Genomic DNA, 24463 nt, shown 5'->3' on the forward strand with positions numbered 1-24463 from the left:
GCGGCGCGACGTCGCGCCCGCGCCCGCGCCCGGACGCGACGTCGTACCCGGCGGTGGCCGGGACGTGGTGCCGGGGCGCGGCCCCGACCCGCGCGGTGACCGGGGTCGCGGTGATCAGGGCCCCGCGGGCCAGGCCAATGGCTGGGGTCGCGAACCTGAGCGCGGCTGGAGCCGGGGCGACGACCCCGGCGACTGGCAGCGCGGCCGCCGGGACTGGGACGACCCGTACGGCTCCCGGCGCGGTCAGTGGGGCCGTGACGAGCCGCCGATGGTGCGCGACCGCGCGTTCGAGCGCGAGGAGCAGTACGACGACTCCGGCTTCGACGATTCGCGGGACCGTCGCGAACGCGAGCGCGCGGACAGGTACGAACGCAGCTATGACCGCAATGAGCGCTCCACGGGGTCAGGATCGGGGTCGGGGTCGCGTCCCCGCCGGGGCGGCTCGTATGACGACGATTCCGCGTCGAACTCCACCTGGCGGACCAAGGTTCGCCGCAAGCGCAAGAACATGCCGCTGTGGCAGGAGTTGCCGCTGCTGCTGATCGTCGCGTTCTGCCTGGCCGTGCTCATCCGCACCTTCCTGGTCCAGGCGTTCTTCATCCCGTCCGGCTCGATGGAGCAGACGCTCCTCGTCGGCGACCGGGTGCTTGTCAACAAGGTGCTGTACGACGTGCGGGAACCCGAGCACGGCGAGGTCGTCGTATTCACGGGGCCGGACACATGGGCGCCGGAGAACCAGGTCGACAAGGACGCCGGCTTCTTCGCCGAGCTCGGCCGCACCGTCGGCGACCTCGTCGGGTTCTCCCAACCGGGTGAAAAAGACTTCATCAAACGGGTGATCGGGCTCCCGGGCGACACAGTCGCGTGCTGCGACGTCGAAGGGCGCGTCACCGTCAACGGCTATCCGCTGGACGAGTCGTCGTACCTGTACGACAACTCCCCGCTCGACGCCGCCCCGAATCCGAGGCAGTGCACGGCGCGCCGGTTCGGGCCGATCAAGGTCGAGGCCGGCCAGATGTTCGTCATGGGCGACCATCGCGGCGTCTCTCAGGATTCACGGTGCCAGGGCCAGGTGCCGATCGACAACGTGATCGGGCGCGCGTTCGTGGTCCTGTGGCCGAGCAGCCGCTGGGCCTGGCTGCCCGTGCCCGACACGTTCAAGAACATCCCGAAACCGGCGGCTCTGGCGCCTCCGGGTCCACATGTCACGCGCGCACCGAACGTCCCGTTGGTGCCGGATGTGGTACTCGTCCCGATCGCTGTCGCGGCCTCGCTTTCGACCCGATCGGCGCGTCAGGACCGGTTGAGGCGTCGCCGATGGTGACGAACACGTACCCTTCAGGGCGTGATTGACGAGCAGACCAAAAAGCCCAGTAGCTTCTGGCGCGAATTGCCGGTGTTGCTGGGCGTGGCGATCATCGTCGCCGTCGTCGTACGCGCCTTCGTGCTGCAGACGTTCTACATCCCATCGGAGTCGATGGAGAACACGCTGCTCATCAAGGATCGCGTCCTCGTCAACAAACTCGTGTACGACTTCCGGTCCCCGCATCGCGGCGAGGTCATCGTCTTCACGGCCCCCGACTCCTGGCGCAACGACCCGTCCGAAGAAGACTTCATCAAGCGCGTCATCGCGGTCGGCGGGGACCACGTGCTGTGCTGTGACGACAAGCAGCGCATCACCGTCAACGGCACGCCGCTGGATGAGACGTACATCTACGCGAACGCCGACGGGCTGCAGGACCTGCCCAGCGAAGAGCAGTTCGACATCACGGTGCCGCAGGGGCGCCTGTGGGTCATGGGCGATCATCGGTCGCGGTCGGGCGACTCGCGGTACAACTTCATCCGCACGAAAGACCCGAACCAGGCGACGATCGCTGAAGATGCCGTGATCGGCCGGGCGTTCGTGGTCTTCTGGCCCTTCAACCGCGCGAAGTGGCTCAGCGTCCCCGACACGTTCGACAAGGTGCCGGATCCGACGTCCAAGTGATTGCGTCGTAGTCTCGTCGTATGACGGAGGCAGCGGCAGACATCGACCGCCGGGCGGCGCGGGTGCTGCTGCTCGACCCGTCCGGGCGCGTCCTGCTCCTGCGCGGATGCGACCCGGCCCGGCCCGAGCACCGCTACTGGTTCACGGTGGGCGGCGGCCTCGAGCCGGGGGAGTCGCTCGCCGACGCGGCCGTGCGCGAGGTGTTCGAGGAGACGGGGCTGCGCATCAGCCCGGGCGACCTGGCCGGACCCATCCGCACCGACGAGGTCAACTTTCCTTTCGATGGTCGTTGGTACTCGCAGGAGCAGTCGTTCTTCGTCGTTCGCACGGATGCGTTCCAGCCGGACCTGTCGCACCTCGACGAGTACGAGATCGAGAGCGTGGACGCGACGCGCTGGTGGTCGCCGGACGACCTCGACGCGACCGAGGAGCGCTTCTACCCCGCGGATCTCGCCGCGTTGCTGCGGGAGGTGGGCTGATGCTCGCGCCTCCGCGCACGGTGGTCCACCGCGCCGCCGGCCTCTGGGCCCTGGAGCGGGCGCTGCAACGGCGCGGCTTCGATCGGGTCGCCGGGGCCGACGAGGCGGGCCGGGGCGCCTGCGCAGGCCCGCTCGTGGTCGGGGCCGTGATCCTGCCCCAGGGCCGCCGCGGCGAGATCGACGAGCTCAACGACTCCAAGCTGCTGACGCCGGCCGCGCGGGAGCGCATCTACGAGCAGGTCGTCCGGCGCGCGGAAGCGTGGACCGCGATCATCATCCCGCCGGGCGACATCGACCGCCGTGGCCTGCATGTGTGTAACCTCGCCGGGATGCGCCGCGCCCTCGCGGGCCTGTCGGTGCGCCCGGACTACGCCCTGACCGACGGCTTCAAGGTCGACGGCTTGGGCATCCCCGGCCTCGCGGTGTGGAAGGGCGACCAGGTCGCGGCCTGCGTCGCGGCGGCGAGCGTGGTGGCGAAGGTCACGCGGGACAGGATCATGGAAGAACTGCACGAGTCGTACCCGCAGTACGGCTTCGACGAGCACAAAGGGTATTCGACACCGGATCACGGCGCGGCTCTGGCGGAGCACGGCCCCTGCCCCGAGCACCGTTTCTCCTACGCGAACGTGGCGGCGGTGGGGCGTCCGGGCGCACGGCGCGGTAACGTCGGCGTGGCGCCCGGCGAGGCCGCACGGGTTCCGGCGCAAGTGGGCGACAATGTGGCTATGGAAGGCGGACCGCGATGAGCGCCGAAGATCTCGAGAAGTATGAAACCGAGATGGAGCTGCAGCTCTACCGGGAGTACCGCGACATCGTCCGCCAGTTCTCCTACGTGGTGGAGACCGAGCGCCGGTTCTACCTGGCCAACCAGGTCGACCTGCACGTGCGCAACTCCGACGGCGAGGTCTACTTCGAGGTCGAGATGCACGACGCCTGGGTGTGGGACATGTACCGCCCTGCCCGGTTCGTGAAAAATGTCCGGGTCATGACGTTCAAGGATGTCAATGTCGAGGAGCTCGAGAAGCCTGACATCTCGCTGCCCGACAACGGCTTCGGCGGATAAGTTTTGACGCGGGCCCGGCGGCCATCGCCGGGCCCACCTGCGCTTTGCTGTTTTCGAGTTATCCACAAGCACTGAGTTATCCACAGATTTGCATGATCGCGTCTGCAGCGGCCGACGGTTTGAGCAATGCTCGCCGCCATGTTCAAGACACTTGCCCGGGTCGGGCTTCTCGTTGTTGCCGCCACTGCCATCGCCGCCGCCTCCGCGGCCATCGCCGCCGTATCCGCCGCGCTCACTCCGGCGAGGTCCGCCTCGGCCCGGGAGGAGGGCTCCGCGCCCTTCGAGGCGCCGCTGGACGGGCCGGTGACGGTGACGCGGGGGTTCGAGCCGCCTTCGGACCGGTACGCGGCCGGGCACCGCGGTGTGGACCTGGCCGGCGCTCCCGGGCAGATCGTCAGGAGTGCCGGCGCGGGCACGGTGATCTTCGCGGGGAACGTGGGAGGGCGGCCGATCGTGAGCGTGGCGCACGCCGACGGGGTGCGGACCACGTATGAGCCGGTTGATCCCTCGGTGAAGCGGGGGCAGGCGGTGGCGGCGCAGACGCCCGTCGGACGACTGAGACCCGGGCATCCGGACTGCCCGGCGGATGCGTGCCTGCACTGGGGGCTGCGAACGTCGGACAACGTGTACCTGGATCCGCTGAGCCTGCTGCGGCCGCCGCGGGTGCGGCTCTATCCGATGGCGTAGGCCGGCAGCTCTCGGCCGGCCGTCCCCGCCCGCGTAGCTCGGCGCTGCTACCGGCTGGTGGCTCGTCCTTCGATGAGCGCGGGGAGGCTGGCCGCCAGCCGGTGGTAGTCCTCGGGGCGGTTGTAGATCTGCGCGGACAGCCGTAGGTAGCCGCGTCCGCGCCACGCGGTCAGCCCGACCTCGGCGGCGAGATCGTCGGAGATCCGGCGGCGCAGGGCGACCGCTGCCTCCGCGTCGCCGGCCACGCCCAGGGGCAGCGGGATCAACGTCATGGGCAGCCCGGTCGCGGGCGGCAGCTCCGCGCCGATCGCCGCCGCGACCGCGCGCTGCCCGTACTCGGCCAGCGCAACGTTGTGCCGCCGGACCGTCTCGATGCCGAGGGTCCGGAGCGCGAACAGGCCCGTGGGCGCGGCCAGCCAGGGCGTGTAGTCGTGGGACGCCACCCACTCCAGGCTGGCGGGGAAGCCGGCCTCGGCCGACCACGACAGCACCAACGGGCGGATGCGGGTCCGTCGCGCGGGCGCGACGGCCAGCAGGGCGGTGCCGCGCGGGGCGAACGCCCATTTGTGCAGGTTGCCCACCCAGTAGTCGGCGCCAAGCGCGCCGACGTCGGGATCGAGGATGCCCGGCACGTGGGCGGCGTCCACGAGCACCGCCGCCTGGTCACCCCACCGCTCGCGCACCGCCTCGACGATGCGCCGGACCGGGAACAGGCGCGCGGTCGCGGCGGTGATGTGATCGACGATGACGAGGCGGGTCCGGGCTGTGGTCGCCTCGAGTACCGCCGCGGTGATCGCCGCATCGTCCGCCTCCAGCGGCACCCGGGCGACCCGGTGGACGGCTCCGGTTCGGCGGCACGTGGCGGCGACCGCCAGATCGACGGCGCCGTATCCGTGGTCGGTGGTGACGATCTCGTCCTCGGCAACCAGGTCGAGGCTTCCCAGGACGATCGAGGTCCCCGTGGAGGCGTTCTCCACCAGGGCTGTGCCCTCCGGGTCGGCGCCTACGAAGCCGGCCAGGTGGCGCCGCACGTGGGCGACGCGTTCCTCGAGTCCGACGGCGAAGAATCGGTGGGGGTTCGACTCCATCTCTTCGCGCACCCGCTGCTGAGCCCGCTGCACTGCGACCGGCACCATGCCGAAGGCCCCGTGGTTGAGGTGGGCGACGGCTGCGTCGTGGGAGAACAGCAGCCGGGCGCCGGGGATCGGCTCGGGTGGGGACACATCCACGATCTTAGGGCTCCTGGGCGGGCTCCCGCGCCTTCTTGCTGCGGAGCCACCCGGTCCGTCGCCTTCGGGGCCGGTGCGTGGCCGCTGATCGGGGTTGCGTCGCTCGGTCGCGTGGTCGTTCGGACGTGACCGCCGCGCTGTCGTCGGAGGTTGTCGCTCGGACGCGTGGTGGTGCGGCATTGGGATGGGTTCCGGGTGGGCGGCGTCGGCTTCAGGCGCGTGGATGCGCCTGCTCGTACGCGCTGCGTAGGCGTTCGATCGATACGTGGGTGTAGATCTGCGTGCTGGACAGCGATGCGTGGCCGAGCAGCTCCTGGACCGATCGCAGGTCTGCGCCGCCTTCCAGCAGGTGGGTGGCCGCGGAGTGGCGCAGGTCGTGGGGGGACGTGTGCGGCAGGCCGGTGGCCCTTGCGTATGCGTCAACGATCCGCCGCGCCGCGCCGGCTTGGAGCCGGCCTCCGCGCGCGCCGAGCAGCAGGGCCGATCCGCTGTTCGCGGCTTCCAGCGCCGGGCGGCCGTGCCGGAGCCAGGCGGTGAGAGCCTCGTCGGCGGGCAGGCCGTACGGCACCGAGCGCTCCTTGTTGCCCTTGCCGACGACGCGTACTACCCGCCGCATCCGGTCCACGTCGCCCAGGTCCAGGCCGCAGAGTTCGCTGACGCGGATCCCGGTGCCGTACAGCAGCTCGAGCACCAGCCGGTCGCGCAAGCCGGCCGCGTCCGCGCGGCCCGAGGGTGCGGTCACCAGCGTCTCGGCCTGGTCCGCGCGGAGAACCGTCGGCAGGTCCCGGTGTGCCTTCGGGCTGGCCAGGCGCTGTCCCGGGTCTGTCTCGATACGCCCTTCCCGCTTGGCCCAGGCGGTGAACGTCCGCGCGGCCGCGGCGTGCCGGGCCAGGCTTGTACGGGCGTCTCCGGCCGCACGCCTCCGCGCGAGCCATCCGCGCAGGATGGGCAGCGTCAGATCAGCGGGCGCGTCCGCGCCTCCGGCCGCCGCGTGGTCGAGGAGCGACACGACGTCGCCGATGTAGGCCCGCACCGTGTGCACCGATCGGTTCCGCTCCGCGGCGAGGTAGCGGGCGAAGTCGTCCACCGCGTCCCGCAGGCCCGGTGGGAGGTGCTCGTGCATCCCGGCGGTGGTGCTTGGCGCGGGGGCGTCGGCCTGCCGCTTGCCGCCGATGCCGCCTGTCGCACCGTGGCCGGCTCCGCTGCGGCTCTTCCGGCCGGCGCCGGTAGCGCTCGGACGCGGGGCGGCAGGAGTCGCCTCGCCGCGCGCGGTCGCGTGGTCGCCGCGCTCGGGCGCGTTGTGGCCGGAGGCGGTCGCGTTGTTCGGGTCGCTTCGGGCCGGTCGGTCGCGCGCGGTCGCCTCGTCGCCGGCGGTGGGCTGGTGGGGTGGCGTCGCTCGGTCGCGTGGCTCTCCGCGGTCGGGTGGCTCTGCGCGGTCGCGTGGAGGTATGTGGCCGCGTCGGGGTGTCGCGCCTGACCGCGGGAGCGTCGCTACGTCGCGCAGACGCTCGGACGCGTGTCCGCTGTGCGGGGCCGTGCCGCTGGCCGTCTGAGCGCTGGCCGTCTGGGCGCTTGCTGTCTGAGCGCTGGCCGTCCGAGCGCTAGTCATCGGATTGCTGGCGGCCGCGTCGGTGGTTGTCGCGTCGCCCGCGATCGGATCAACGGCTGTCGCATCGTCCGCCGTCGGGTCGCCGACCGTCGAGCCGGCCGCCTGGTCGTCTGGCGTGGTCAACGGCGTTGCTGGTCTTCGAGGAATCGCTCGATCAGCCCCCGCACCACGGCCGCCATCGTGAAGCCGTGCTCGGTGCACCAGGCGCGCAGCTCGGCGTGCCGCTCGGCCGGGAGGCGGAACGTGACCAGCTGGCTCTCCTCGCCGGCCGGCAGCGAGCCGCCGAGCAGGCCGTGCGAGCTCGCATCCGCGCGGAGGTCGGGCGGGCCGATGAGGCTGTGCCCGCGCAGCGCCGACGACGCGAGCAGCGCCCGCCTGTCGACCGGGGTCGTGCGCCCGAGAAGCCAGGCGGTGATCTCCTGACGTGTTTCGGGCGGGAGCGTCTCGAGCAGCTCCACGAGCTTCTCGGCCGGAGCGGTCATACCTTCACGATAGCGCTCGATATCCCGCTATCGCTATCGACGGACACGATCGACACTACGCGTACCCCCTGAATTTCTTCGAGGAGCTCCGGCAGCATGCGGTCAATCACGGGGCCGGGCACAGTGACCGTGAATTCGTCGATCGCCACGGAGCCGTCGCGGCCGAGCACGCGCATCTGGCGGATGTCGACGCCGAGGCGGCCGAGCAGGGTGGTCACCTGGCCGAGGGAGCCGGGCCGGTCGGGAAGTTCGACGGTGACGTGACGAAGCGACATGAGGGCAGCCTGACGAAGCCGCATTTCCCGCCCGTTACAACGCCACGTCGGTGACCTTTCCGAAAGATCGTTGACAACGTCAATGAATCTGATGACGATGTCAACTATGACTATCGAGCCAGTCGCAACCTTCCGGCGGTTCAATCGCTTCTACACGAATCTCATCGGCGTGCTGCGGGCCGGGCTGCTCGACTCGCCGTACTCGCTGGCCGAGGCGCGGGTCCTGTACGAGCTCGCCGCCGCGCCCGCGCGTGTGCTCGACGTGGCCGAGCTGCGGCAGGGCTTGGACATGGACGCCGGGTACCTCAGCCGCATCCTCGGCCGCTTCGAGGGCGACGGACTCGTCGTGCGGGAACGCTCGGACGCGGACGCGCGCAAGCAGCGCATCAGGCTCACCGACGCCGGCCGCTCGGCCCAGGCCGAGCTCGACAAGCGCTCGGACGCGCAGGCCGCGAAGCTGCTCGGCCAGGTGACGGAGCTGGACCTGCGGCGCCTGACCGGTGCCATGAACGCCATTGAGACGATCCTCGGCGGGGGTACCGCATCCGCGCCCACAGTCGTGCTGCGTCCCCCCGGCCCGGGCGACCTCGGCTGGGTAGTCCAGCGCCATGGGGCGCTCTATGCCGCGGAGTACCAGTGGAATGAGGAGTTCGAAACGATGGTCGCGCGCATCGTCGCCGACTATGCCGAGTCGCACGATCCGCGCTGGGATCGCGGCTGGATCGCCGAGGTCGACGGTGAACCGGTCGGGTCGATCTTCTGCGTCCGGGCGGACGAGGGCGTCGCGAAGCTCCGGCTGCTGCTCGTCGAGCCCAAGGCCCGCGGTCTCGGAGTCGGTGGTCGCCTGGTCGACGAGTGCGTCCGTTTCGCCCGCAGCGCCGGTTATCGGGAGATGGTCCTGTTCACCCACGACATCCTCGACGCGGCCCGCCGCATCTACCAGCGCGCCGGCTTCGTGCTCGACAGCGAAGAGAGCAAGCCGGCGTACGGCAAGAACCTCGTGCACCAGCACTGGCGGAAAATTTTCTGACGCCGCTCCGGTAATAGCCCCATGGCGTCCGGCCTGCGGCGGGCCCGGTACGCATACCAAAGTCAAATAACCTGTCCGAATTTATCCACAAGCACTGGGTTATCCACAGAACGGGCTTTGCCGTCCCGCATTGATCGTCGAATTCGGCCACAGTCGCTCGCATGAACCGCAAACAGCTCCTGGGCGGCTTCGGCGAATGCGTCGCCTGCCGATATCTCGTGGGACAGGGCCTTGTCCTGATCGATCGCAACTGGCGCAACCGGTCGGGCGAGCTCGACGTGATCGCCCGTGACGGCGCCGACCTGGTGTTCGTCGAGGTGAAGACCCGCAGCAGCGTGCGGTTCGGCGACCCCGTCGAGGCGCTGGTGCCGGCCAAGGTCCGCCGGATCCGCCGGCTCGCCCGGATGTGGCTGGCCGCCAACGAGGTGCATTACAAGCACGTGCGGTTCGACGTGATAAGCGTGCTCGTCGGCCGCACTACGTCGCTGCGGCACCTGCGCGGGGCGTTCTGATGGGCTACGCGAAGGTCCGTTCCGTAGCCCTCCATGGCGTGGCCGGCGAGGTCATCGTCGTCGAGGCCGACGTCGCACCCGGCCTGCCCAGCCTGGTCGTCTCCGGCCTGCCCGACGCGGCCCTGAGCGAGGCCCGCGACCGTGTCCGCGCGGCGGTCCACAACTCCGGCGCCCACTGGCCACAGGCGCGCATCACCGTCAACCTGCTGCCGGCGCATGTGCGTAAGCACGGCTCCGGCTTCGACGCCGCCGTTGCGATCGCCGTCCTCGCGGCCGGCGCGGACCTGCCCATTGCTCGCCTCATGAACACCGTCATCCTGGGCGAGCTCGGCCTCGACGGCACCGTCCGCCCGGTGCGCGGTGTGCTGCCGGCAGTATTGGCGGCGAGCCGGGCGGGGTATCGATTCGCGCTGGTGCCCTTAGGGAATATCAGCGAGGCGCGCCTCGTGCCCGACATCGATGTCCGGGCCACCGACAGTCTCGGGCGGATCATCGGTTACCTGCACGAGACCGAGAATCTTCTGGACCCGGTCGCGGAGCCGCTGCCGCCGCAGGCCCCCGCGCTCGATCTCGCGGACGTGCTCGGTCAGGAGCGTGGCCGTCGCGCTATCGAACTCGCTGCCGCGGGGCGTCATCACGTTGCGATGTTCGGGCCGCCCGGCGCCGGCAAGACCATGCTCGCGGCCCGTCTGCCCGGCGTGCTGCCACCACTCAATGATCAGGAGGCGATCGAGGTGACCGCACTGCACTCGGTGGCCGGTGCCCTGATGCCCGGCAGCGGACTGATCCGGCGCGCGCCGCTCCAGGCGCCGCACCACACGGCCTCGGTTGCGTCCCTGGTGGGCGGGGGTAGCGGACTGGCGAAGCCGGGCGCGATCAGCCTGGCCCACAACGGCGTGCTCTTCCTCGACGAGTGCGCGGAGTTCGCCAGCGGTGCCCTGGAGGCGCTGCGGCAGCCGCTGGAAGAGGGCGAGGTCAGGCTGCGGCGGGCTCAGGGCGAGACCGTTTACCCCGCCCGCACCCAGCTCGTCCTCGCGGCCAATCCGTGCCCGTGCGCGAAGCCGGGCGGCAAACACATGTGCGAGTGCCCGTCGATCGTGCGGCGGCGATATCAGGCGCGGCTGTCCGGACCGTTGATGGACCGGGTGGATCTGCAGGTGGACCTGGACCCGGTGAGATCGGCGGCGCTGGTCGCGACCGAGCCGGTCGAGCCGACGGCAGTGGTCGCCGGTCGCGTGCTGAGGGCTCGTGCGGCGGCGATCGAGCGGTGGGGGCCTCACGCTGCGTCGAACGGCGAGGTTCCCGGCACGCTGCTGCGACATCACCGGTTCCGGCTCCCGCGACCGGTCGTGCGACCGCTGACCGACGCGATGGACCGCGGCCGGCTGTCGGCGCGTGGATTCGATCGGGCGATACGGGTGGCCTGGACCGTCGCGGACCTCGAAGGGCGGGAGCGGCCGGACGTGGGGGATGTGCGTGAGGCACTTGAGCTGCGATCGAGGACTGCCCGGTGAAGAAGCTGAGCGAGGAGCAGAAGGCGCGGATGGCGCTCGCGGTGCTTGTCGAGCCCGGCTGCCGGGAGCTGGGTCAGCTGGTGCGGACCGTCGGGCCGGTGGAGGCGCTGGAGTGCCTGGTGCAGGAGCGCGGCATATCGGTGGCGCTGGCTGGTGCGGCGCGGGCGCGGCTGTACTTGGCCGGGGTGCGTAAAAGTCAGGACGTCGGCACTCAGCTTGCGCAGCGGATGGCCGAGCGGGCGGAGCACATCGGGGCGCGGATCATCACCGCGGCCGACGACGAGTGGCCGCCGGCGCTCGATGACCTGGTCAAGGCCAGCCGGACCGGTAGCGCGCTGCGGCGGGACACCGATCCGCCGCTCTGCGTCTGGCTGCGCGGGCCGCTGCGGTTCGCGGAGACGCTCGAGCGGTCCGTGTCGGTGGTGGGGGCGCGGGCGGTCACGGGGTACGGGGCGTACGTCGCCTCCGAGTTCGGGTACGGGCTCGCGGAGGAGGGGTTCACAGTCGTGTCCGGGGCGGCGCTCGGGGTGGACGTGACGGCGCACCGGGGGGCGTTGGCCGGGGGCGGGCCGACGGTCGCGGTGATGGCGTGCGGGATCGACAAGTCCTACCCGGCGGCGAACGCGGGGGTGATCGAGCAGATCGCCACCGAGGGCCTGCTGGTCACGGAGTGGCCGCCGGGCACGGAGCCGCACAAGACGCGGTTCCTCACCCGCAACCGGGTCATCGCCGCGGCGACGCTTGGCACGGTGATCGTCGAGGCCGGGTCACGCAGCGGGGCGCGCAGCACGCTCGGGTACGCCCGGCTGCTCGGACGCAAGACGATGGTCGTGCCCGGGCCGATCAACTCGGCGATGTCGATCGGGTGCCACATGGAGCTGCGAGAGCCGGGGACCACGCTGGTGACCCGGGTCGAGGAGATCGTCGAGGAGATCGGCAGCATCGGTGAGCTGGCGGAGCCGATCGTGGGCGGTTTGCGGCCCGAGGACGTGCTCGACTCGCTGCAGGCGCGCATCCTCGACGCGGTCCGGCCGCGCAAGGCCGCGACGGCGGAGTACATCGCCGCCGTGGCCGGGGTCAGCGGGCGCGACGCCCGGCGCAACCTGCCGCTGCTGGTGGAGCTCGGGTTCGTCGTGTCGACGGCCGACGGGTATCGGCTCAGCAGCACGCCCAAGGCCGCGATCAGCGCGGAGGAGGGGAGATGAACGGTTCAGAGCCGCTGCAGCCGGGCCACCGCCTCGTCGAGGACCTCGTCGCGCTTGCAGAACGCGAACCGGATGAGCCGGCGGCCGGCGTCGACGTCGTCGTAGAAGACCTGCGTCGGGACCGCCACGACGCCGCAGCGCTCCGGCAGGGCCAGGCAGAAGTCGACACCGTCGGTGCCGCCCAGAGGAGTGATGTCGGCGGTGACGAAGTAGGTACCTTCGGGCTGCAGTACCGAGAAGCCGGCTTCTGTCAGTCCTTTGCACAGTTGGTCGCGCTTGCGCTGCAGGTCGTCGCGGAACTCCTGGTAGTAGGACGGCGGCGACTCCAGGGCCACGGCTATGGCGGGCTGGAGCGGGCCGGCGTTGACGTACGTCAGGAACTGCTTCACCCGCGTCACCGCCGAGACGAGCGGGCGGGTGCTGCAGACCCAGCCGATCTTCCAGCCGGTACACGAGAACGTCTTGCCGGCCGAGGAGATCTGCACGGTCCGATCGCGCATGCCCGGGAGCCCGGCGAGCGGGACGTGCGGGGCGGTCGCGTCGCTGAACACCAGGTGCTCGTAGACCTCGTCGGTGACGGCGAGCACGTCGTACTCGACGCACAGCTGCGCGATCTGGGCGAGCTCGGCCGCGGTGAAGACCTTGCCGGTCGGGTTGTGCGGGGAGTTCAGCAGCACCAGCCGGGTCCGCGGCCCGAACGCGGCGCGCAGCTCGGCGGGGTCGAAGGCGTAGCGGCCCTCGGCGGCCCGCAGTGTCACGGGGCGGCGGACGGCGCCGGCGAGCGCGATCGAGGCGGCGTACGAGTCGTAGTAGGGCTCGAAGCAGACGACCTCGTCGCCGGGCTCGCACAGGGCCAGGATGCTCGCCGCGATCGCCTCGGTCGCGCCGGCGGTCACGAGGATCTCGCCGTCCGGGTCGTAGTCGAGGCCCCAGAACGCGCGCTGGTGCGCCGAGATCGCGGCGCGCAGCTCGGGGATGCCCGGGCCCGGCGGGTACTGGTTGCGGCCCCCGTGGATGGCTGCGGCGGCCGCGTCGAGCATCGCGGCCGGGCCGTCGGTGTCGGGGAAGCCCTGCCCGAGGTTGACGGAGCCGGTGCGCACGGCCAGGGCCGACATCTCCGCGAAGATCGTCGTGCCGAACGGGCGCATGCGGGCGATGAGCGGATCACGCGTGGCGTCAGTCACCCACCGAGTATGCGACCGGCCGGGGCGACGAGCCCGCGCGGTCCGGGGCGCCGGTGCGAACGGCCGGCTGACCGAAACCGGTCGGAAGCCCGACACGGTAGAGGTCGGCGCCGATGGAGGACATCGCTGCCGGGTGGCGGGGATCTTGCGGAGGGCCTAGCGTGACGGACCGTGGATGGACGCCGGAACTTCTCCCCGGACCCGGATGCGGATTCCCGCTGGTACCCGGAGGACCGTGGCTACGACGACCGCGGGTACGACGACCGCCGAGACGACCGGGGCGGCGACGACCACGGGCGTGGCGAGCGGGGTTCGCGCGGGCGCAACGAGTCGGAGCGCGGATACGGCGACGACCGCGGGTACACGCCGACGCGGTATGCGGACGAGCGGGAGCCCGACGACGGTGGCTACCGGGTTCCGGACCCGCGGGGCGCCGGGCGCGGCTACGGTGCCGACGGCCTGAGCTACGGCGACAGCCCCAGCGGGCAGTTCAGCGCCTCCTCGGCGTTCGGGGCGGGCGCCGGGCGTGGTCCGCAGCGGGCCGGAGACTCGGGCGAGTTCTCGGGGGAGTACACCGGGCGATCCCGGCGGTCCGAGGCGATCGACCGCAGCGCACTGCAGCGGCCGGCGCCGGGCGGCAGCGGCACGGCCGGCAGCTACCCGACAAGCGGCTTCCCGGCCGGCGCTCCTGCGACCGGTGGGTTCCCGGCCGGCGGGCCGGTGACCGGCGGCTTTCCGGCCGGCGGGCCTGTGACCGGCGGCGTCGTGGCCGGCGGTCTGCCGACAAGCGGTGCTCCCACCAGCGGCATTCCTACGAGCGGCGTCCCGACAAGCGGGCCCGCGACCGGTGGCTTCTCGAGTGGCGGGCTCGCAACCGGAGCGCCGATCCCCGGTCTCACCACTTCCGGGTCGCCGATCCAGGGGCTGCCGACCGTCACCCCGTCGGGGCCGGTGTCGGGCGGCCCGGCCGGTATGGGGGCCGCGCCGGGGACCAGCGCGTTCGCCGCACCGACAGCGCTCACCGCCGCCGTGCCGCCGCCCCAGCAGCAGCCGCGGCTGCAGTTCGGGGTGGGCGAGGACCCGGGCGGTGCCGTGTACCGGAGCAAGCGGCCCGGGCTCGCCATCGCCCTCGGGCTGCTGACGGCGCTGTTCGAGGTACCGGTGCTGCGGCTGTTCTTCGAGGCGATGACGGCCAAGGACATTCCCGCGAGCGGCACACTGGCCGGGATGTTCATGATTCCGGCGCTGCCGATGTTCGCGCTCGGCCTGTACGGGCTGATCGGGGGAGCGGCGGCGGCCTCGCCCGGCATCCGGCCCTGGCTGCGGACCCCGCTCGCCTACCTGCCCATCGCGCTGCTGCTGTTCATGGCGGCCGGTCTCGCCGCGTAGGGGGACTCGGCGTACAACCGGCGGCCCCGGCACGGCGTGGCCGGTCGCGGGCGACGCGCTGGACACGAGCGCGAGCGACCGGCGGCCGGCGGCAGAGGGGTACGCAAACCGTCGAAACGCGTCCGCCGATGTGTGCGCAGCCGAAATCCACCACCAATGCACTGCGCGAGCAACGCGGCACCACAGCGCATGGCAAAGCCGACAAACCCGGGCGAACTACACGTCAGTGGGGGCATTCGTAGGAGCCCGGGCCCTGCGCGTACACTTTCCACCGGCGACCGCACACGTGCGGTCGACCTCGCGCGCCCTCCCAAGCCCGCCGCATATCTATCGCGCCGGGCGAGCTGCAAGGGGCGGCGGCCGCCCTGGTCCCAAGTGAACACGCGGTGCACCACCGCGTGTGCAAAGGGTGAGACGGCCGACGACCGGGCGCCAGGACGACGGGCCGCCCGGCTCGTCGTGTTCAACCAGGAGGGGTCCACCAGAACATGTCCGTGTCCATGCGTCAGCTGCTCGAGAGCGGCGTCCACTTCGGTCACCAGACCCGCCGCTGGAACCCGAAGATGAAGCGCTTCATCTTCACCGAGCGCAACGGCATCTACATCATCGACCTGCGCCAGACGCTCGACTACATCGAGAAGGCGTACGCGTACATCCGCACGACTGTCGCCGAGGGCGGCTCCGTGCTGTTCGTCGGCACCAAGAAGCAGGCCCAGGAGGCGATCGCCGAGCAGGCGACGCGCGTGGGCCAGCCGTACGTCAACCACCGCTGGCTGGGCGGCATGCTCACCAACTTCCAGACGGTGTACAAGCGGCTGCAGCGTATGAAGGAGCTGGAGAGCCTCGACCTCACCGGCACCGCGCAGGGGTACACCAAGAAGGAGACCCTCCAGCTGTCCCGCGAGCAGATCAAGCTCAGCCGGACCCTGGGCGGCCTGCGCGACATGCAGAAGCTCCCGTCGGCGATCTGGGTCATCGACACCAAGAAGGAGCACATCGCGGTCGACGAGGCGCGCAAGCTGGGCATCCCGGTCATCGCCGTGCTCGACACGAACTGTGACCCGGACGAGGTCGACTTCCCGATCCCGGGCAACGACGACGCCATCCGCTCCGCGGCGCTGCTGACCCGCGTGGTCGCCGACGCGGTCGCCGACGGCCTCATCGCGCGCTCCGGGCGGGCCACCCGCGGCGACCAGAAGCCCGAGCAGGGCGTCGTGGCCGGCGGCGAGCCGCTCGCCGAGTGGGAGCGCGAGCTGCTCGAGGGCGGGGCCAACGCCGCTCCGGCCGCCGCAGCCGCTCCGGCCGCCGCGCCCGCGCCGGCTCAGGCCGAGACGCCGGCCGAGACTCCGGCTGAGACCCCGGCTGCGGCCGTCGAAGAGACCACCCAGGCGTAACCCACAGAGCGAGAGAGAGTCATGTCCAACTTCACCGCCGCGGACGTCAAGCGGCTCCGCGAACTGACCGGTTCCGGCATGATGGACTGCAAGAAGGCGCTCGATGAGGCCGAGGGCGACTTCGACAAGGCCGTCGAGCTGCTGCGCATCAAGGGCGCGAAGGACGTCGGCAAGCGCGCCGGGCGTACCACCGCGAACGGCCTCGTCGCGCACTCCGGCTCGGGCCTGGTCGAGATCAACTGCGAGACCGACTTCGTCGCCAAGAACGAGGCGTTCGTCGAGCTGGGCCAGAAGCTGGCGGCCCACGTCGACGCGACCAAGCCGGGCGACGTCGAGGCGCTGCTGGCCTCCAAGCTCGGTGACAGCACCGTCGCCGACCTGATCCAGGCCGAGTCGGCCCGGATCGGCGAGAAGCTCGTGATCAACCGCATCGCGGTGCTCAAGGAGCCGGTCGCCGTCTACATGCACCGCAAGAGCCCCGACCTCCCGCCGCAGGTCGGCGTCGCGGTCGAGTTCACCGGCAAGGACGACGAGGCGGCGCTCGCCGACGCCCGCGGTGTGGCGATGCAGATCGCCGCGATGCGGCCGAAGTACCTGACCCGCGACGAGGTTCCCGCCGACGTCGTCGAGTCGGAGCGGCGCATCGCCGAGGAGACGGCCCGCGAGGAGGGCAAGCCCGAGCAGGCCCTGCCGAAGATCATCGAGGGCCGGGTCGGCGCGTTCTACAAGGACTTCGTCCTGATCGAGCAGCCGTCGGTGAGCGACAACAAGAAGACGGTCAAGAAGGTGCTGGAAGAAGCCGGCATCGACGTCACGCGCTTCGTGCGCTTCGAGGTCGGCCAGGCCTGACCGCGGTACAAGAGCAATAGTGAGGGGGTCACGGTCGACTGAATGGAGACCGTGACCCCCTTTCCACAAGAAGACAGAAGGGTGCCCACATGACGAACACCGCCGTGGAAGCGGCCAGGCAGTCCCTGACCCCGGCCCCGATCGGGGTGCGGCGTGTCGTGCTGAAGCTCTCCGGTGAGGTGTTCGGTGGCGGCGCCGTCGGCGTCGACCCCAACGTGGTGCGCGGCATGGCGCGCCAGATCGCCACGGTGGTCCGCCGCGGCGTCCAGGTCGCCGTCGTCGTCGGCGGCGGCAACTTCTTCCGCGGCGCGGAGCTCTCCCGGGCCGGGATGGACCGCTCCCGCGCGGACTACATGGGCATGCTGGGCACCGTCATGAACAGCCTGGCCCTGCAGGACTTCGTGGAGAAGGAGGGCATCGAGACGCGCGTGCAGAGCGCGATCACGATGGCCCAGGTCGCCGAGCCCTACATCCCCCGGCGGGCGATCCGCCACCTGGAGAAGGGCCGCGTCGTCATCTTCGGCGCCGGCGCCGGCCTGCCGTACTTCTCCACCGACACGGTCGCGGCCCAGCGCGCGCTGGAGATCCACGCGCACACCGTGCTCATGAGCAAGAACGGCGTCGACGGCGTGTACACCGCCGACCCGCGCACCGATCCGACCGCCCGCAAGCTGGACCACCTCACGTTCGCCGAGGCGCTGCTGCAGGGCCTGCGGGTGGTGGACCAGACGGCGTTCAGCCTCTGCCAGGAAAACGCGCTGCCGATGCTGGTCTTCGGCGCCGAGGGGGAGGACAACGTCGCCCGCGCGTTGATTGGTGAGAGGATCGGCACGCTCATCACCGCCGAGCCAGTTTCGGATCGAGGAGGACAGACCCCGTGATCGAAGAGACGCTCTTCGAGGCCGAAGAGAAGATGGAGCGTGCGATCGAGCACGCCAAGGAGGAGTTCGCGGTCATTCGGACCGGCCGCGCCACTCCGGCGATGTTCGGCAAGGTGATGGTCGACTACTACGGCACGCCGACCCCGCTGCCGCAGATGTCCTCGATCGCGATCCCCGAGCCGCGCATGGCGATCATCAAGCCCTACGACGCCGGGCAGCTCGGCGCCATGGAGCGGGCCATCCGCGACTCCGACCTGGGCGTGAACCCCAACAACGAGGGCACCCAGATCCGCATCCTGCTCCCTCAGATGACGGAGGAGCGGCGCCGCGACATGATCAAGGTCGCCCGCAACAAGGCCGAGGACTCCCGCGTCGCGATCCGCAACGTGCGCCGCAAGGCCAAGGAGGAGCTCGACCGGATCGTCAAGGACGGCGAGGCCGGCGAGGACGAGGTGCGCCGCGCCGAGAAGGAGCTCGAGGACGTGACGCACAAGCACGTCGCGCTCGTCGACGAGCTGCTCAAGCACAAGGAAGCCGAGCTACTCGAGGTCTGATGGCCCACACCCCCAGGGCTCCGAAGGTCCCCGGTCCGTCGTCGGTGCGGGCGCGGCAGGAAGAAGCCGCGCCCCCGCCGCATGCGGAAGAGCCACAGGCGGAGGGCTCCGCGCCCCCTGCACCCGAGTCGCTCGACCCTTCAGCACCGAGTGCCGGCCCCACCACCCCCGACCCCAACCCCGAGCCCGCGAAGCGCAAGAGCCGCGCCGGCCGCAACCTGCCCGCCGCGATCGGTGTCGGCGCCGGCATGGGCGGGGTCGTCCTGTTCTCCCTGTTCGTCTGGAAGTGGCTGTTCCTCGGCCTGGTCATCGGGGCCGTGTCCGTGGCCGTCTGGGAGATGGTGCGCGCGGTCGCGGTACAAAAGGCGCGCCCTCCGCTCGTCCCGCTGCTCGTCGGCGCTCCGCTCATGGTGTGCCTGGCCTGGTTCGGAGGCGCCGAACGGCTGCCGCTGGGCCTGCTGGCCACCCTGCTGCTGGTCTTCGTCTGGCGCTTCGCCGACGGCGTCGCCCACTACCAGCGCGACGTCACCGCCGCCGCCCTCATCGCCGTGTACGTGCCCTTCCTCGGCTCCTTCGCCGCCCTCCTCGCGTATCCGGCCCACGACGGTGCGGTCCGGGTCCTGGTGACGATTCTCGCGGTGGTGTTGTCGGACACGGGTGGGTACGCAACGGGGGTCTTTCTCGGTAAGCACCCGATGGCGCCCTCCGTCAGCCCGGCCAAGTCGTGGGAGGGCTTCGCCGGCTCCGTCTTCTGGACCGGGGTCGGCAGCGCCGTCGCCCTGCCCCTGCTGCTCGACGACGCCGTCTGGTGGCACGGCGCGATCTTCGGCGTGGCTGTGTCGATCGCCTCAGTTCTCGGCGATCTCGGCGAGTCGCTGATCAAGCGGGATCTCGGCGTGAAGGACATGAGCAATCTGCTCCCGGGCCACGGCGGCCTGATGGACCGGCTGGACTCCGTGCTCCTGGCGCTGCCCACCGCGTACGCCGTCCTGGCCTTCCTCGTCCCCTGGAGCAGGTGAAACGGCCACCGCCAGTCGCCCGGCCGTGCTGGGCAGCGGTCTTGGGGATCGTGCGGCCCGGCATGGGACACTGGAAACGTCATGACGCAGCTGCCCGTACTGAATCTGTCCTCCACCGCGGCCGGGACCACTCCCGACGGCCGCCGTGCCGCCCTGCCTCCGCGCCACCTCGCGGATCTCGATCTCGCGGCGCGCCGGGCCGCGGTCGCCGAACTCGGCGAGCCCGCCTTCCGCGCGCAGCAGATCTCCGCGCACTACTTCGGCCGGCTGGTCCGCGATCCGCAGGAGATGACCGACCTGCCGGCCCGCACCCGGGAGGCGATCACCGGCGCGTTGCTGCCGCGCCTGCTCAACCCCGTGCGGGAGCTCGCCACCGACAACGGCACCACCCGCAAGACGCTGTGGCGCCTGCACGACGGTTCGCTCGTCGAGAGCGTCCTGATGGGGTACCCCGACCGCGTCACGGTCTGTGTCTCCAGCCAGGCCGGGTGCGGCATGGCGTGCCCGTTCTGCGCCACCGGACAGGCGGGCCTGACCCGCAACCTGTCCACGGCGGAGATCGTCGATCAGGTCGTGTGGTTCGCGGGCCTGGCCGCCCGCGGCGCGCTGCCCGGCTGCCCGGACCGGCTCTCCCGTGTCGTGTTCATGGGCATGGGCGAGCCGCTGGCGAACTACAACCGTGTCATTGCGGCAGTCCGCCGGCTCACCGACCCGGCCCCCGAGGGCCTGGGACTGTCCCAGCGGCACATCACCGTGTCGACCGTGGGGCTGGTCCCGGCCATGCGCCGGTTGACGCAGGAGGGGCTGTCGGTGACGCTTGCGCTGTCGCTGCACGCGCCCGATGATGATCTGCGCGACACGCTTGTACCGGTCAACCAACGCTGGAAGGTCGCCGAAGTGCTTGATGCCGCGTTCGAGTATGCGGCTCGCACCGGTCGGCGCGTGTCCATTGAGTACGCAATGATCCGGGATGTGAACGACCATCCGTGGCGGGCGGATCTGCTCGGCCGGCTCTTGTCCGGCCGTCTGGCGCATGTCAATCTCATCCCGCTCAATCCGACACCGGGCAGCAAATGGGATGCCAGCCCCAAACCGGTCGAGCGGGAGTTCGTCCGGCGCCTGCGGGCCGCCGGTGTACCCACTACGGTGCGTGATACCCGGGGTCGGGAGATTGACGGTGCCTGCGGGCAGCTTGCCGCCTCCGGAGGTGGCATGGTGGGAGAGCGTGAGGACGGCTTGCTAGCACGGCGAGCGAACGAGGAGACACAGTGAGTCAGGGTCAGCGGTTCCGGCGCCGTGCGATGCGGCGGGGATACAAGGTCGACGAGGTCGACTCGTTCCTCGACCGGGTGGAGGCAACCCTCTCCGGAGACTCCATGGGCGCTCCCGTCAGCGCGCAGGAGGTCCACGACGTGGTCTTCCGCGTCCGCTTCGGCGGATACGACGAATGGCAGGTCGACCTGCACCTCGACCGCGTGGAGCGCCAGCTGGCCGAGCTGGAGGAGCGCGGCAGCGGCGGCAACTTCGGCCGCGCCCTCGACTCCCGCAGCGGCGAACTGCGCATGGCCCCCGACCGCATGGCGCCCGACCGCATGGGCCCCGGCCCCGACCGGATGGGCCCGGGCCCGGACCGCATGGGCCCGCCCGGCGGCATGGACCGCATGGAGCCGCAGCGCATGCCCGACCGCGTCGGCATGGCACCGCCGCCGGACCGCATGGGCCCGCCTCCGGGCGCGGACCGCATGGGTCCCGGCCCCGACCGCATGGGCCCCCCGCCCGGCCCGGACCGCATGGGCCCGCCCGGCGGCATGGACCGCACGGGTGGCATCGACCGGACGGGTGGCATCGACCGGACGGGCGGCATCGACCGGACGGGCGGCATCGACCGCACCGGTGGCATGGACCGCCCTGGTGGTCCCGGTGGCCCTGGCGGCATGGACCGCATGGGCCCCCCGCCGATGGACCGCCCAGCCGACCGCACGATGGGCATGGACCGTCCCGTGGACCGCACCATGGGCATGGACCGCCCGGTCGACCGCACCATGGAGCGCCCCGCCCCGCCGCCGCCCGGTGCCCCGCTGCCCACGCGCCCGATCCAGCCCCCGGCCGGCCCGCCTCCGGGCATGGGCGGTCCGGGTGGCCCCGGTGGCGGCCCCGGCTACGGCCGCTACGACGAGCCGACCTACGGTGGCGCCTTCGACGACGATCGCGGCTACGACCAGGGCCCCGGACCCGGCCCGCGTCGCCAGCCGGCCGACATGACCGCCGAGATTCGCATGGAGCGCCCCGAGCCTCCCGCGTACGGCGCCCCGGACCGCGGCCCCGACCGCGGCGATCCGTACGGTGCCCCGCCCGAGCGCGACCCGTACGGCGCCCCGCCGGACCGCGACCCGTACGGCGCTCCCAGCGGCGACCCCTACGGCGCCGGCGCCCCGTCCGCGCCGCACCAGTCGACCGAGGTCGCCCGCATCGATCAGCTGCGCCGCACCTTCCAGCTGCGCCGGTTCGGCAGCGGCTACGACCGCGCCCAGGTCGACCGCCTGTTCGAGGGCGTCATGGGCTCGCTCACCGGCCGCGGTGGCCCGCTGACCGACGGCGACCTGGACCCGTCGCACTTCAACCTGGTCCCGGGCGGCTACTTCGAGGCCGAGGTCGACGCCGCCCTGAAAGAGGTCCGCGACATCATCACCAGGCGCCGCTGACACCTCGACGCCACCCACGAAAGGGCGCGCCCGGCCGGTCCGGACGCGCCCTTCGTTGTCGCACAGTGCAAAACATGACACTTCCTCGCGCCCGCCAAGCCGCTACCGAGCGTCACCCCCTAGGTACGGCAGAATGCGCGAAACCTCGCCGAATCGACATACCGCCTGCCGAGGTACAAATCCGATACGGCGACGAGCGACCGCGTGCAACCGCCGAAAAGCATGAAGAGCCAGAGCCTGAGGATTCCGAGGCCGCTTCGCTCCCGCCCCGGGTAAGGGGGCTCCCGCCCCCTCTGGACCCCCTGCCGAGTACCCGCGTACGCCGAAGCGGCCGGACGGGTTTGTGATTTCGGCGCATCGGGAATTTCCGGCTGAGTGAGTAGTACCAGGCAGGTGCCGGAGACCAGCTCCATGTCCCGGGACGAGCTCTCGGCCGACGACGCGTGGCAGGCGTTGCGGCACCACGGGGGTTGGACGTTGGTGCGGGAGGCGTTCCTGCGCTTCCGCTACGGCGACGGCTTCAGCCACGCGCGGGCGCTCGGACTGCAGCTATGCCTGGCCATCGTGCCGTTCCTCATCGCCCTGTCCGGCCTGGCCGGCAAGCTCGGCGTCAAAGAGGGCGGCGACGTCGTGGCCGACACCGTGCTCGCCCTCACCCCGGGCGCCAGCGAGCAGGTCGTCCACGATCTCCTGGCACCCGGCGACCGCGGCGAGGACGCGGGCGAGCTGGCGTTGGCCCTGGGCCTGATCACGGGCCTGCTGGCGCTCGCCACCGCGATGGCCCAGATCGAACGGGGCGCCAACCGCATCTACGGCGTCGAGCGCGACCGTCCGGCTCACCTGAAGTACGCCCGCGCCGCCATCCTGGCCGCTGTCGCGGGCATCCCGGCCCTGACCGGCTTCCTGATGCTGGTGGCCGGCGACGCCATGGGCGCGTCCGTGCGGACGCGGTACCCCGGCTGGGGCGACACCGTCGAATCGATCTGGACGGTGGCGCGCTGGCCGGCCAGCATCCTGCTGGTCGTGACCGCGGTAGCCGCGATCTTCCGCTTCGCCCCCCGCCGTCGCCAACCGGCGTTCTCGTGGCTGCTCTTCGGCGCCGCCCTGTCCACGGCCCTGTGGTGGGGCATCAGCGCCCTCCTGGCCCTGTACGTCCAGGGCAGCGGCGCATTCGGCGCCACCTACGGCGCCCTGACCGGCATCATGGCGCTGCTGCTGTGGGCGAACGCGACGGGCATCGTGCTGTTCCTGGGCATCGCCTTCAGCGCCCAACTGGAGGCCTACCGCGTAGGCGTCCCCGGCCCGATCAAACCCGACACCTGGGCGCCCCCAGTCCCCGCCGACCGCTGACTACACCGCGTCCGCGCGCACTCCCGCGTTTGCGCGCACCACCGCGTCCGCGTGCACCACCCCGCCCGCGCGCACAACCGCGTCCGTGCGCACCACCCCGTCCGAGACCCGCCCCGCCCGCGCGCCCCGCCGCGTCCGCGCGCCCCGCCGCGTCCGCGCGCACAACCGCGTCCGTGCGCACCACCCCGTCCGAGACCCGCCCCGCCCGCGCGCCCCACCGCGTCCGCGCGCACAACCGCGTCCGCGCACACCACCCCGTCCGAGACCCGCCCCGCCCGCGCGACCCACCGTGTCCGCGCGTTCCACCTCACCCTCGCCGATCCAAGAGGCGCGGACGCGTCCCATCGACCCGCGACTTCTCGTGCAGGCGCATCCCACCGCCCGCCCGCGCGGACGCGTCAAGCCACCCCAGGCACGGCAGCGCACGCGTTCCACCGCCCGACCGTGCATGCCTCCCCTCGCCCAAACGCGCGGATGCGCCAGCGTGCGGGGTGGCACGGTGATCCGTGATCTATTCCCGGCATCCGACGTGCGGCTCGGCGCTCGGACGCGTGCGCAATCCGGGCGCGCGGAGGCGTGAGCATGGCTCGGACCCTCGGACCCTCGGACGCGTGGGCGGTCTGGACGCTCGGAAACGTGGGCGCGGCCGGGAGGCGCGGGCGCGGAGACGGCCCGGGCGCTCGGAGGCGTCGATGTGGTTCAGACGCTCGGACGCGTGCATGGTCCGCACGCTCGGAGGCGTCGACGTGGCCCGGGCGCTCGGACGCGTGGAGGGTCCGCACGCTCGGACGCGCGGGTGGTCCGCACGCTCGGACGCGCGGCGCGGCCCGGGGTGCTCAGATGCGTGGCGCGGCCCGGGCGCGCGGATGCGTGACGCGGCCTGCACGCTCGGATGCGCGGCGCAGCCTGCACGCTCGGACGCGTGGCGCGCCCTGGGGCGCTCGGACGCGCGGCGCGACCCGAGCGCTCGGACGCGCGGCGCAGCCTGCATGCTCGGACGCGTGGCGCGCCCTGGGGTGCTCGGATGCGCGGCGTGACCCGAGCGCTCGGATGCGCGGGCAGGCGTTAC

The 24463-nt window shown here is 71.6% G+C and carries 24 protein-coding genes; 19 read left to right on the forward strand and 5 right to left on the reverse strand.

What is annotated here, in order from left to right; genetic code table 11:
* Window positions 1–508 precede the first annotated feature (508 nt).
* The 6 genes from lepB (Dvina_RS08295) to Dvina_RS08320 all read left to right on the forward strand — a co-directional run bounded on the left by lepB (Dvina_RS08295) (window position 509) and on the right by Dvina_RS08320 (window position 4216).
* A complete protein-coding gene (gene lepB / locus Dvina_RS08295; RefSeq protein ID WP_223105400.1) occupies window positions 509–1324 on the forward strand; it encodes a signal peptidase I in 816 nt (271 codons plus the stop codon).
* Between the two features lie 21 nt (window positions 1325–1345).
* Window positions 1346–1987 (forward strand): signal peptidase I, encoded by a 642-nt coding sequence (lepB, locus tag Dvina_RS08300; RefSeq protein ID WP_223101830.1) that lies wholly within the window; start codon window positions 1346–1348, stop codon window positions 1985–1987.
* 20 nt (window positions 1988–2007) lie between these two features.
* Entirely contained in the window at window positions 2008–2466 is a 459-nt protein-coding gene (locus Dvina_RS08305) for an NUDIX hydrolase (protein ID WP_223101831.1), read from the forward strand.
* On the forward strand, window positions 2466–3212 hold the full coding sequence (locus Dvina_RS08310; protein WP_223101832.1) for a ribonuclease HII: 747 nt from the start codon (window positions 2466–2468) through the stop codon (window positions 3210–3212). The genes Dvina_RS08305 and Dvina_RS08310 overlap by 1 nt, the downstream gene beginning before the upstream one ends.
* A complete protein-coding gene (locus tag Dvina_RS08315; protein WP_033357832.1) occupies window positions 3209–3529 on the forward strand; it encodes a DUF2469 domain-containing protein in 321 nt (106 codons plus the stop codon). Before Dvina_RS08310 ends, Dvina_RS08315 begins: the two co-directional genes overlap by 4 nt.
* A 138-nt stretch (window positions 3530–3667) precedes the next feature.
* The gene (locus Dvina_RS08320; RefSeq protein WP_246656098.1) at window positions 3668–4216 is read left to right on the forward strand and encodes a M23 family metallopeptidase; all 549 of its coding nucleotides are present in this window, start codon (window positions 3668–3670) and stop codon (window positions 4214–4216) included.
* A 47-nt stretch (window positions 4217–4263) separates the two neighbouring features.
* Here the strand turns inward: Dvina_RS08320 and Dvina_RS08325 are convergent, their stop codons facing one another.
* The 4 genes from Dvina_RS08325 to Dvina_RS08340 all read right to left on the reverse strand — a co-directional run bounded on the left by Dvina_RS08325 (window position 4264) and on the right by Dvina_RS08340 (window position 7811).
* Window positions 4264–5439 (reverse strand): aminotransferase class V-fold PLP-dependent enzyme, encoded by a 1176-nt coding sequence (locus Dvina_RS08325; RefSeq protein ID WP_246656099.1) that lies wholly within the window; start codon window positions 5437–5439, stop codon window positions 4264–4266.
* Between the two features lie 217 nt (window positions 5440–5656).
* Complete coding sequence (locus Dvina_RS08330) at window positions 5657–6568, reverse strand: tyrosine recombinase XerC (RefSeq protein WP_223105402.1); 912 nt, start codon at window positions 6566–6568, stop codon at window positions 5657–5659.
* Between the two features lie 605 nt (window positions 6569–7173).
* Entirely contained in the window at window positions 7174–7536 is a 363-nt protein-coding gene (locus tag Dvina_RS08335; RefSeq protein ID WP_223101834.1) for a hypothetical protein, read from the reverse strand.
* The gene (locus Dvina_RS08340; protein ID WP_246656100.1) at window positions 7533–7811 is read right to left on the reverse strand and encodes an ACT domain-containing protein; all 279 of its coding nucleotides are present in this window, start codon (window positions 7809–7811) and stop codon (window positions 7533–7535) included. Before Dvina_RS08340 ends, Dvina_RS08335 begins: the two co-directional genes overlap by 4 nt.
* A gap of 106 nt (window positions 7812–7917) precedes the next feature.
* Here Dvina_RS08340 and Dvina_RS08345 point away from each other — a divergent pair, with 106 nt between their 5' ends.
* The 4 genes from Dvina_RS08345 to dprA all read left to right on the forward strand — a co-directional run bounded on the left by Dvina_RS08345 (window position 7918) and on the right by dprA (window position 12072).
* Complete coding sequence (locus tag Dvina_RS08345; protein WP_223101836.1) at window positions 7918–8841, forward strand: bifunctional helix-turn-helix transcriptional regulator/GNAT family N-acetyltransferase; 924 nt, start codon at window positions 7918–7920, stop codon at window positions 8839–8841.
* Between the two features lie 161 nt (window positions 8842–9002).
* Window positions 9003–9353: a YraN family protein gene (locus tag Dvina_RS08350; protein ID WP_223101837.1), complete on the forward strand. Its 351-nt coding sequence runs from the start codon at window positions 9003–9005 to the stop codon at window positions 9351–9353.
* Window positions 9353–10867, forward strand: coding sequence for a YifB family Mg chelatase-like AAA ATPase (locus tag Dvina_RS08355; RefSeq protein ID WP_223101838.1), 1515 nt, complete (start codon window positions 9353–9355; stop codon window positions 10865–10867). The genes Dvina_RS08350 and Dvina_RS08355 overlap by 1 nt, the downstream gene beginning before the upstream one ends.
* Window positions 10864–12072 (forward strand): DNA-processing protein DprA, encoded by a 1209-nt coding sequence (gene dprA / locus Dvina_RS08360; RefSeq protein ID WP_246656101.1) that lies wholly within the window; start codon window positions 10864–10866, stop codon window positions 12070–12072. Before Dvina_RS08355 ends, dprA begins: the two co-directional genes overlap by 4 nt.
* A 5-nt stretch (window positions 12073–12077) precedes the next feature.
* Here the strand turns inward: dprA and Dvina_RS08365 are convergent, their stop codons facing one another.
* Window positions 12078–13220, reverse strand: coding sequence for a pyridoxal phosphate-dependent aminotransferase (locus Dvina_RS08365; RefSeq protein WP_246656507.1), 1143 nt, complete (start codon window positions 13218–13220; stop codon window positions 12078–12080).
* A 207-nt stretch (window positions 13221–13427) separates the two neighbouring features.
* Here Dvina_RS08365 and Dvina_RS08370 point away from each other — a divergent pair, with 207 nt between their 5' ends.
* The 9 genes from Dvina_RS08370 (at window position 13428) to Dvina_RS08410 (ending at window position 23394) form a co-directional block, all read left to right on the forward strand.
* Window positions 13428–14645 carry a hypothetical protein gene (locus Dvina_RS08370; protein ID WP_223101840.1) on the forward strand — a complete coding sequence of 406 codons (1218 nt, stop codon included), beginning with the start codon at window positions 13428–13430 and terminating at the stop codon, window positions 14643–14645.
* A 488-nt stretch (window positions 14646–15133) separates the two neighbouring features.
* Window positions 15134–16039, forward strand: a complete 906-nt coding sequence (gene rpsB, locus Dvina_RS08375) for a 30S ribosomal protein S2 (RefSeq protein WP_223101841.1) — start codon at window positions 15134–15136, stop codon at window positions 16037–16039.
* Window positions 16040–16060: 21 nt separating this feature from the next.
* The gene (gene tsf / locus Dvina_RS08380) at window positions 16061–16888 is read left to right on the forward strand and encodes a translation elongation factor Ts (RefSeq protein ID WP_223101842.1); all 828 of its coding nucleotides are present in this window, start codon (window positions 16061–16063) and stop codon (window positions 16886–16888) included.
* An 89-nt stretch (window positions 16889–16977) separates the two neighbouring features.
* Entirely contained in the window at window positions 16978–17769 is a 792-nt protein-coding gene (gene pyrH / locus Dvina_RS08385) for a UMP kinase (RefSeq protein ID WP_223101843.1), read from the forward strand.
* The gene (gene frr, locus Dvina_RS08390; RefSeq protein ID WP_223101844.1) at window positions 17766–18323 is read left to right on the forward strand and encodes a ribosome recycling factor; all 558 of its coding nucleotides are present in this window, start codon (window positions 17766–17768) and stop codon (window positions 18321–18323) included. Before pyrH ends, frr begins: the two co-directional genes overlap by 4 nt.
* The gene (locus tag Dvina_RS08395) at window positions 18323–19342 is read left to right on the forward strand and encodes a phosphatidate cytidylyltransferase (protein WP_223101845.1); all 1020 of its coding nucleotides are present in this window, start codon (window positions 18323–18325) and stop codon (window positions 19340–19342) included. Before frr ends, Dvina_RS08395 begins: the two co-directional genes overlap by 1 nt.
* Window positions 19343–19423: 81 nt before the next feature.
* Window positions 19424–20614 (forward strand): dual-specificity RNA methyltransferase RlmN, encoded by a 1191-nt coding sequence (gene rlmN / locus Dvina_RS08400; protein WP_223101846.1) that lies wholly within the window; start codon window positions 19424–19426, stop codon window positions 20612–20614.
* Window positions 20611–22044 carry a DivIVA domain-containing protein gene (locus Dvina_RS08405; protein WP_343217155.1) on the forward strand — a complete coding sequence of 478 codons (1434 nt, stop codon included), beginning with the start codon at window positions 20611–20613 and terminating at the stop codon, window positions 22042–22044. Before rlmN ends, Dvina_RS08405 begins: the two co-directional genes overlap by 4 nt.
* 375 nt (window positions 22045–22419) lie before the next feature.
* Entirely contained in the window at window positions 22420–23394 is a 975-nt protein-coding gene (locus Dvina_RS08410) for a YihY/virulence factor BrkB family protein (protein ID WP_223101847.1), read from the forward strand.
* The last annotated feature ends 1069 nt before the right edge of the window (window positions 23395–24463 follow it).

This window comes from Dactylosporangium vinaceum, from assembly GCF_019904175.1.
In the GTDB taxonomy this organism is placed as follows: domain Bacteria; phylum Actinomycetota; class Actinomycetes; order Mycobacteriales; family Micromonosporaceae; genus Dactylosporangium; species Dactylosporangium vinaceum.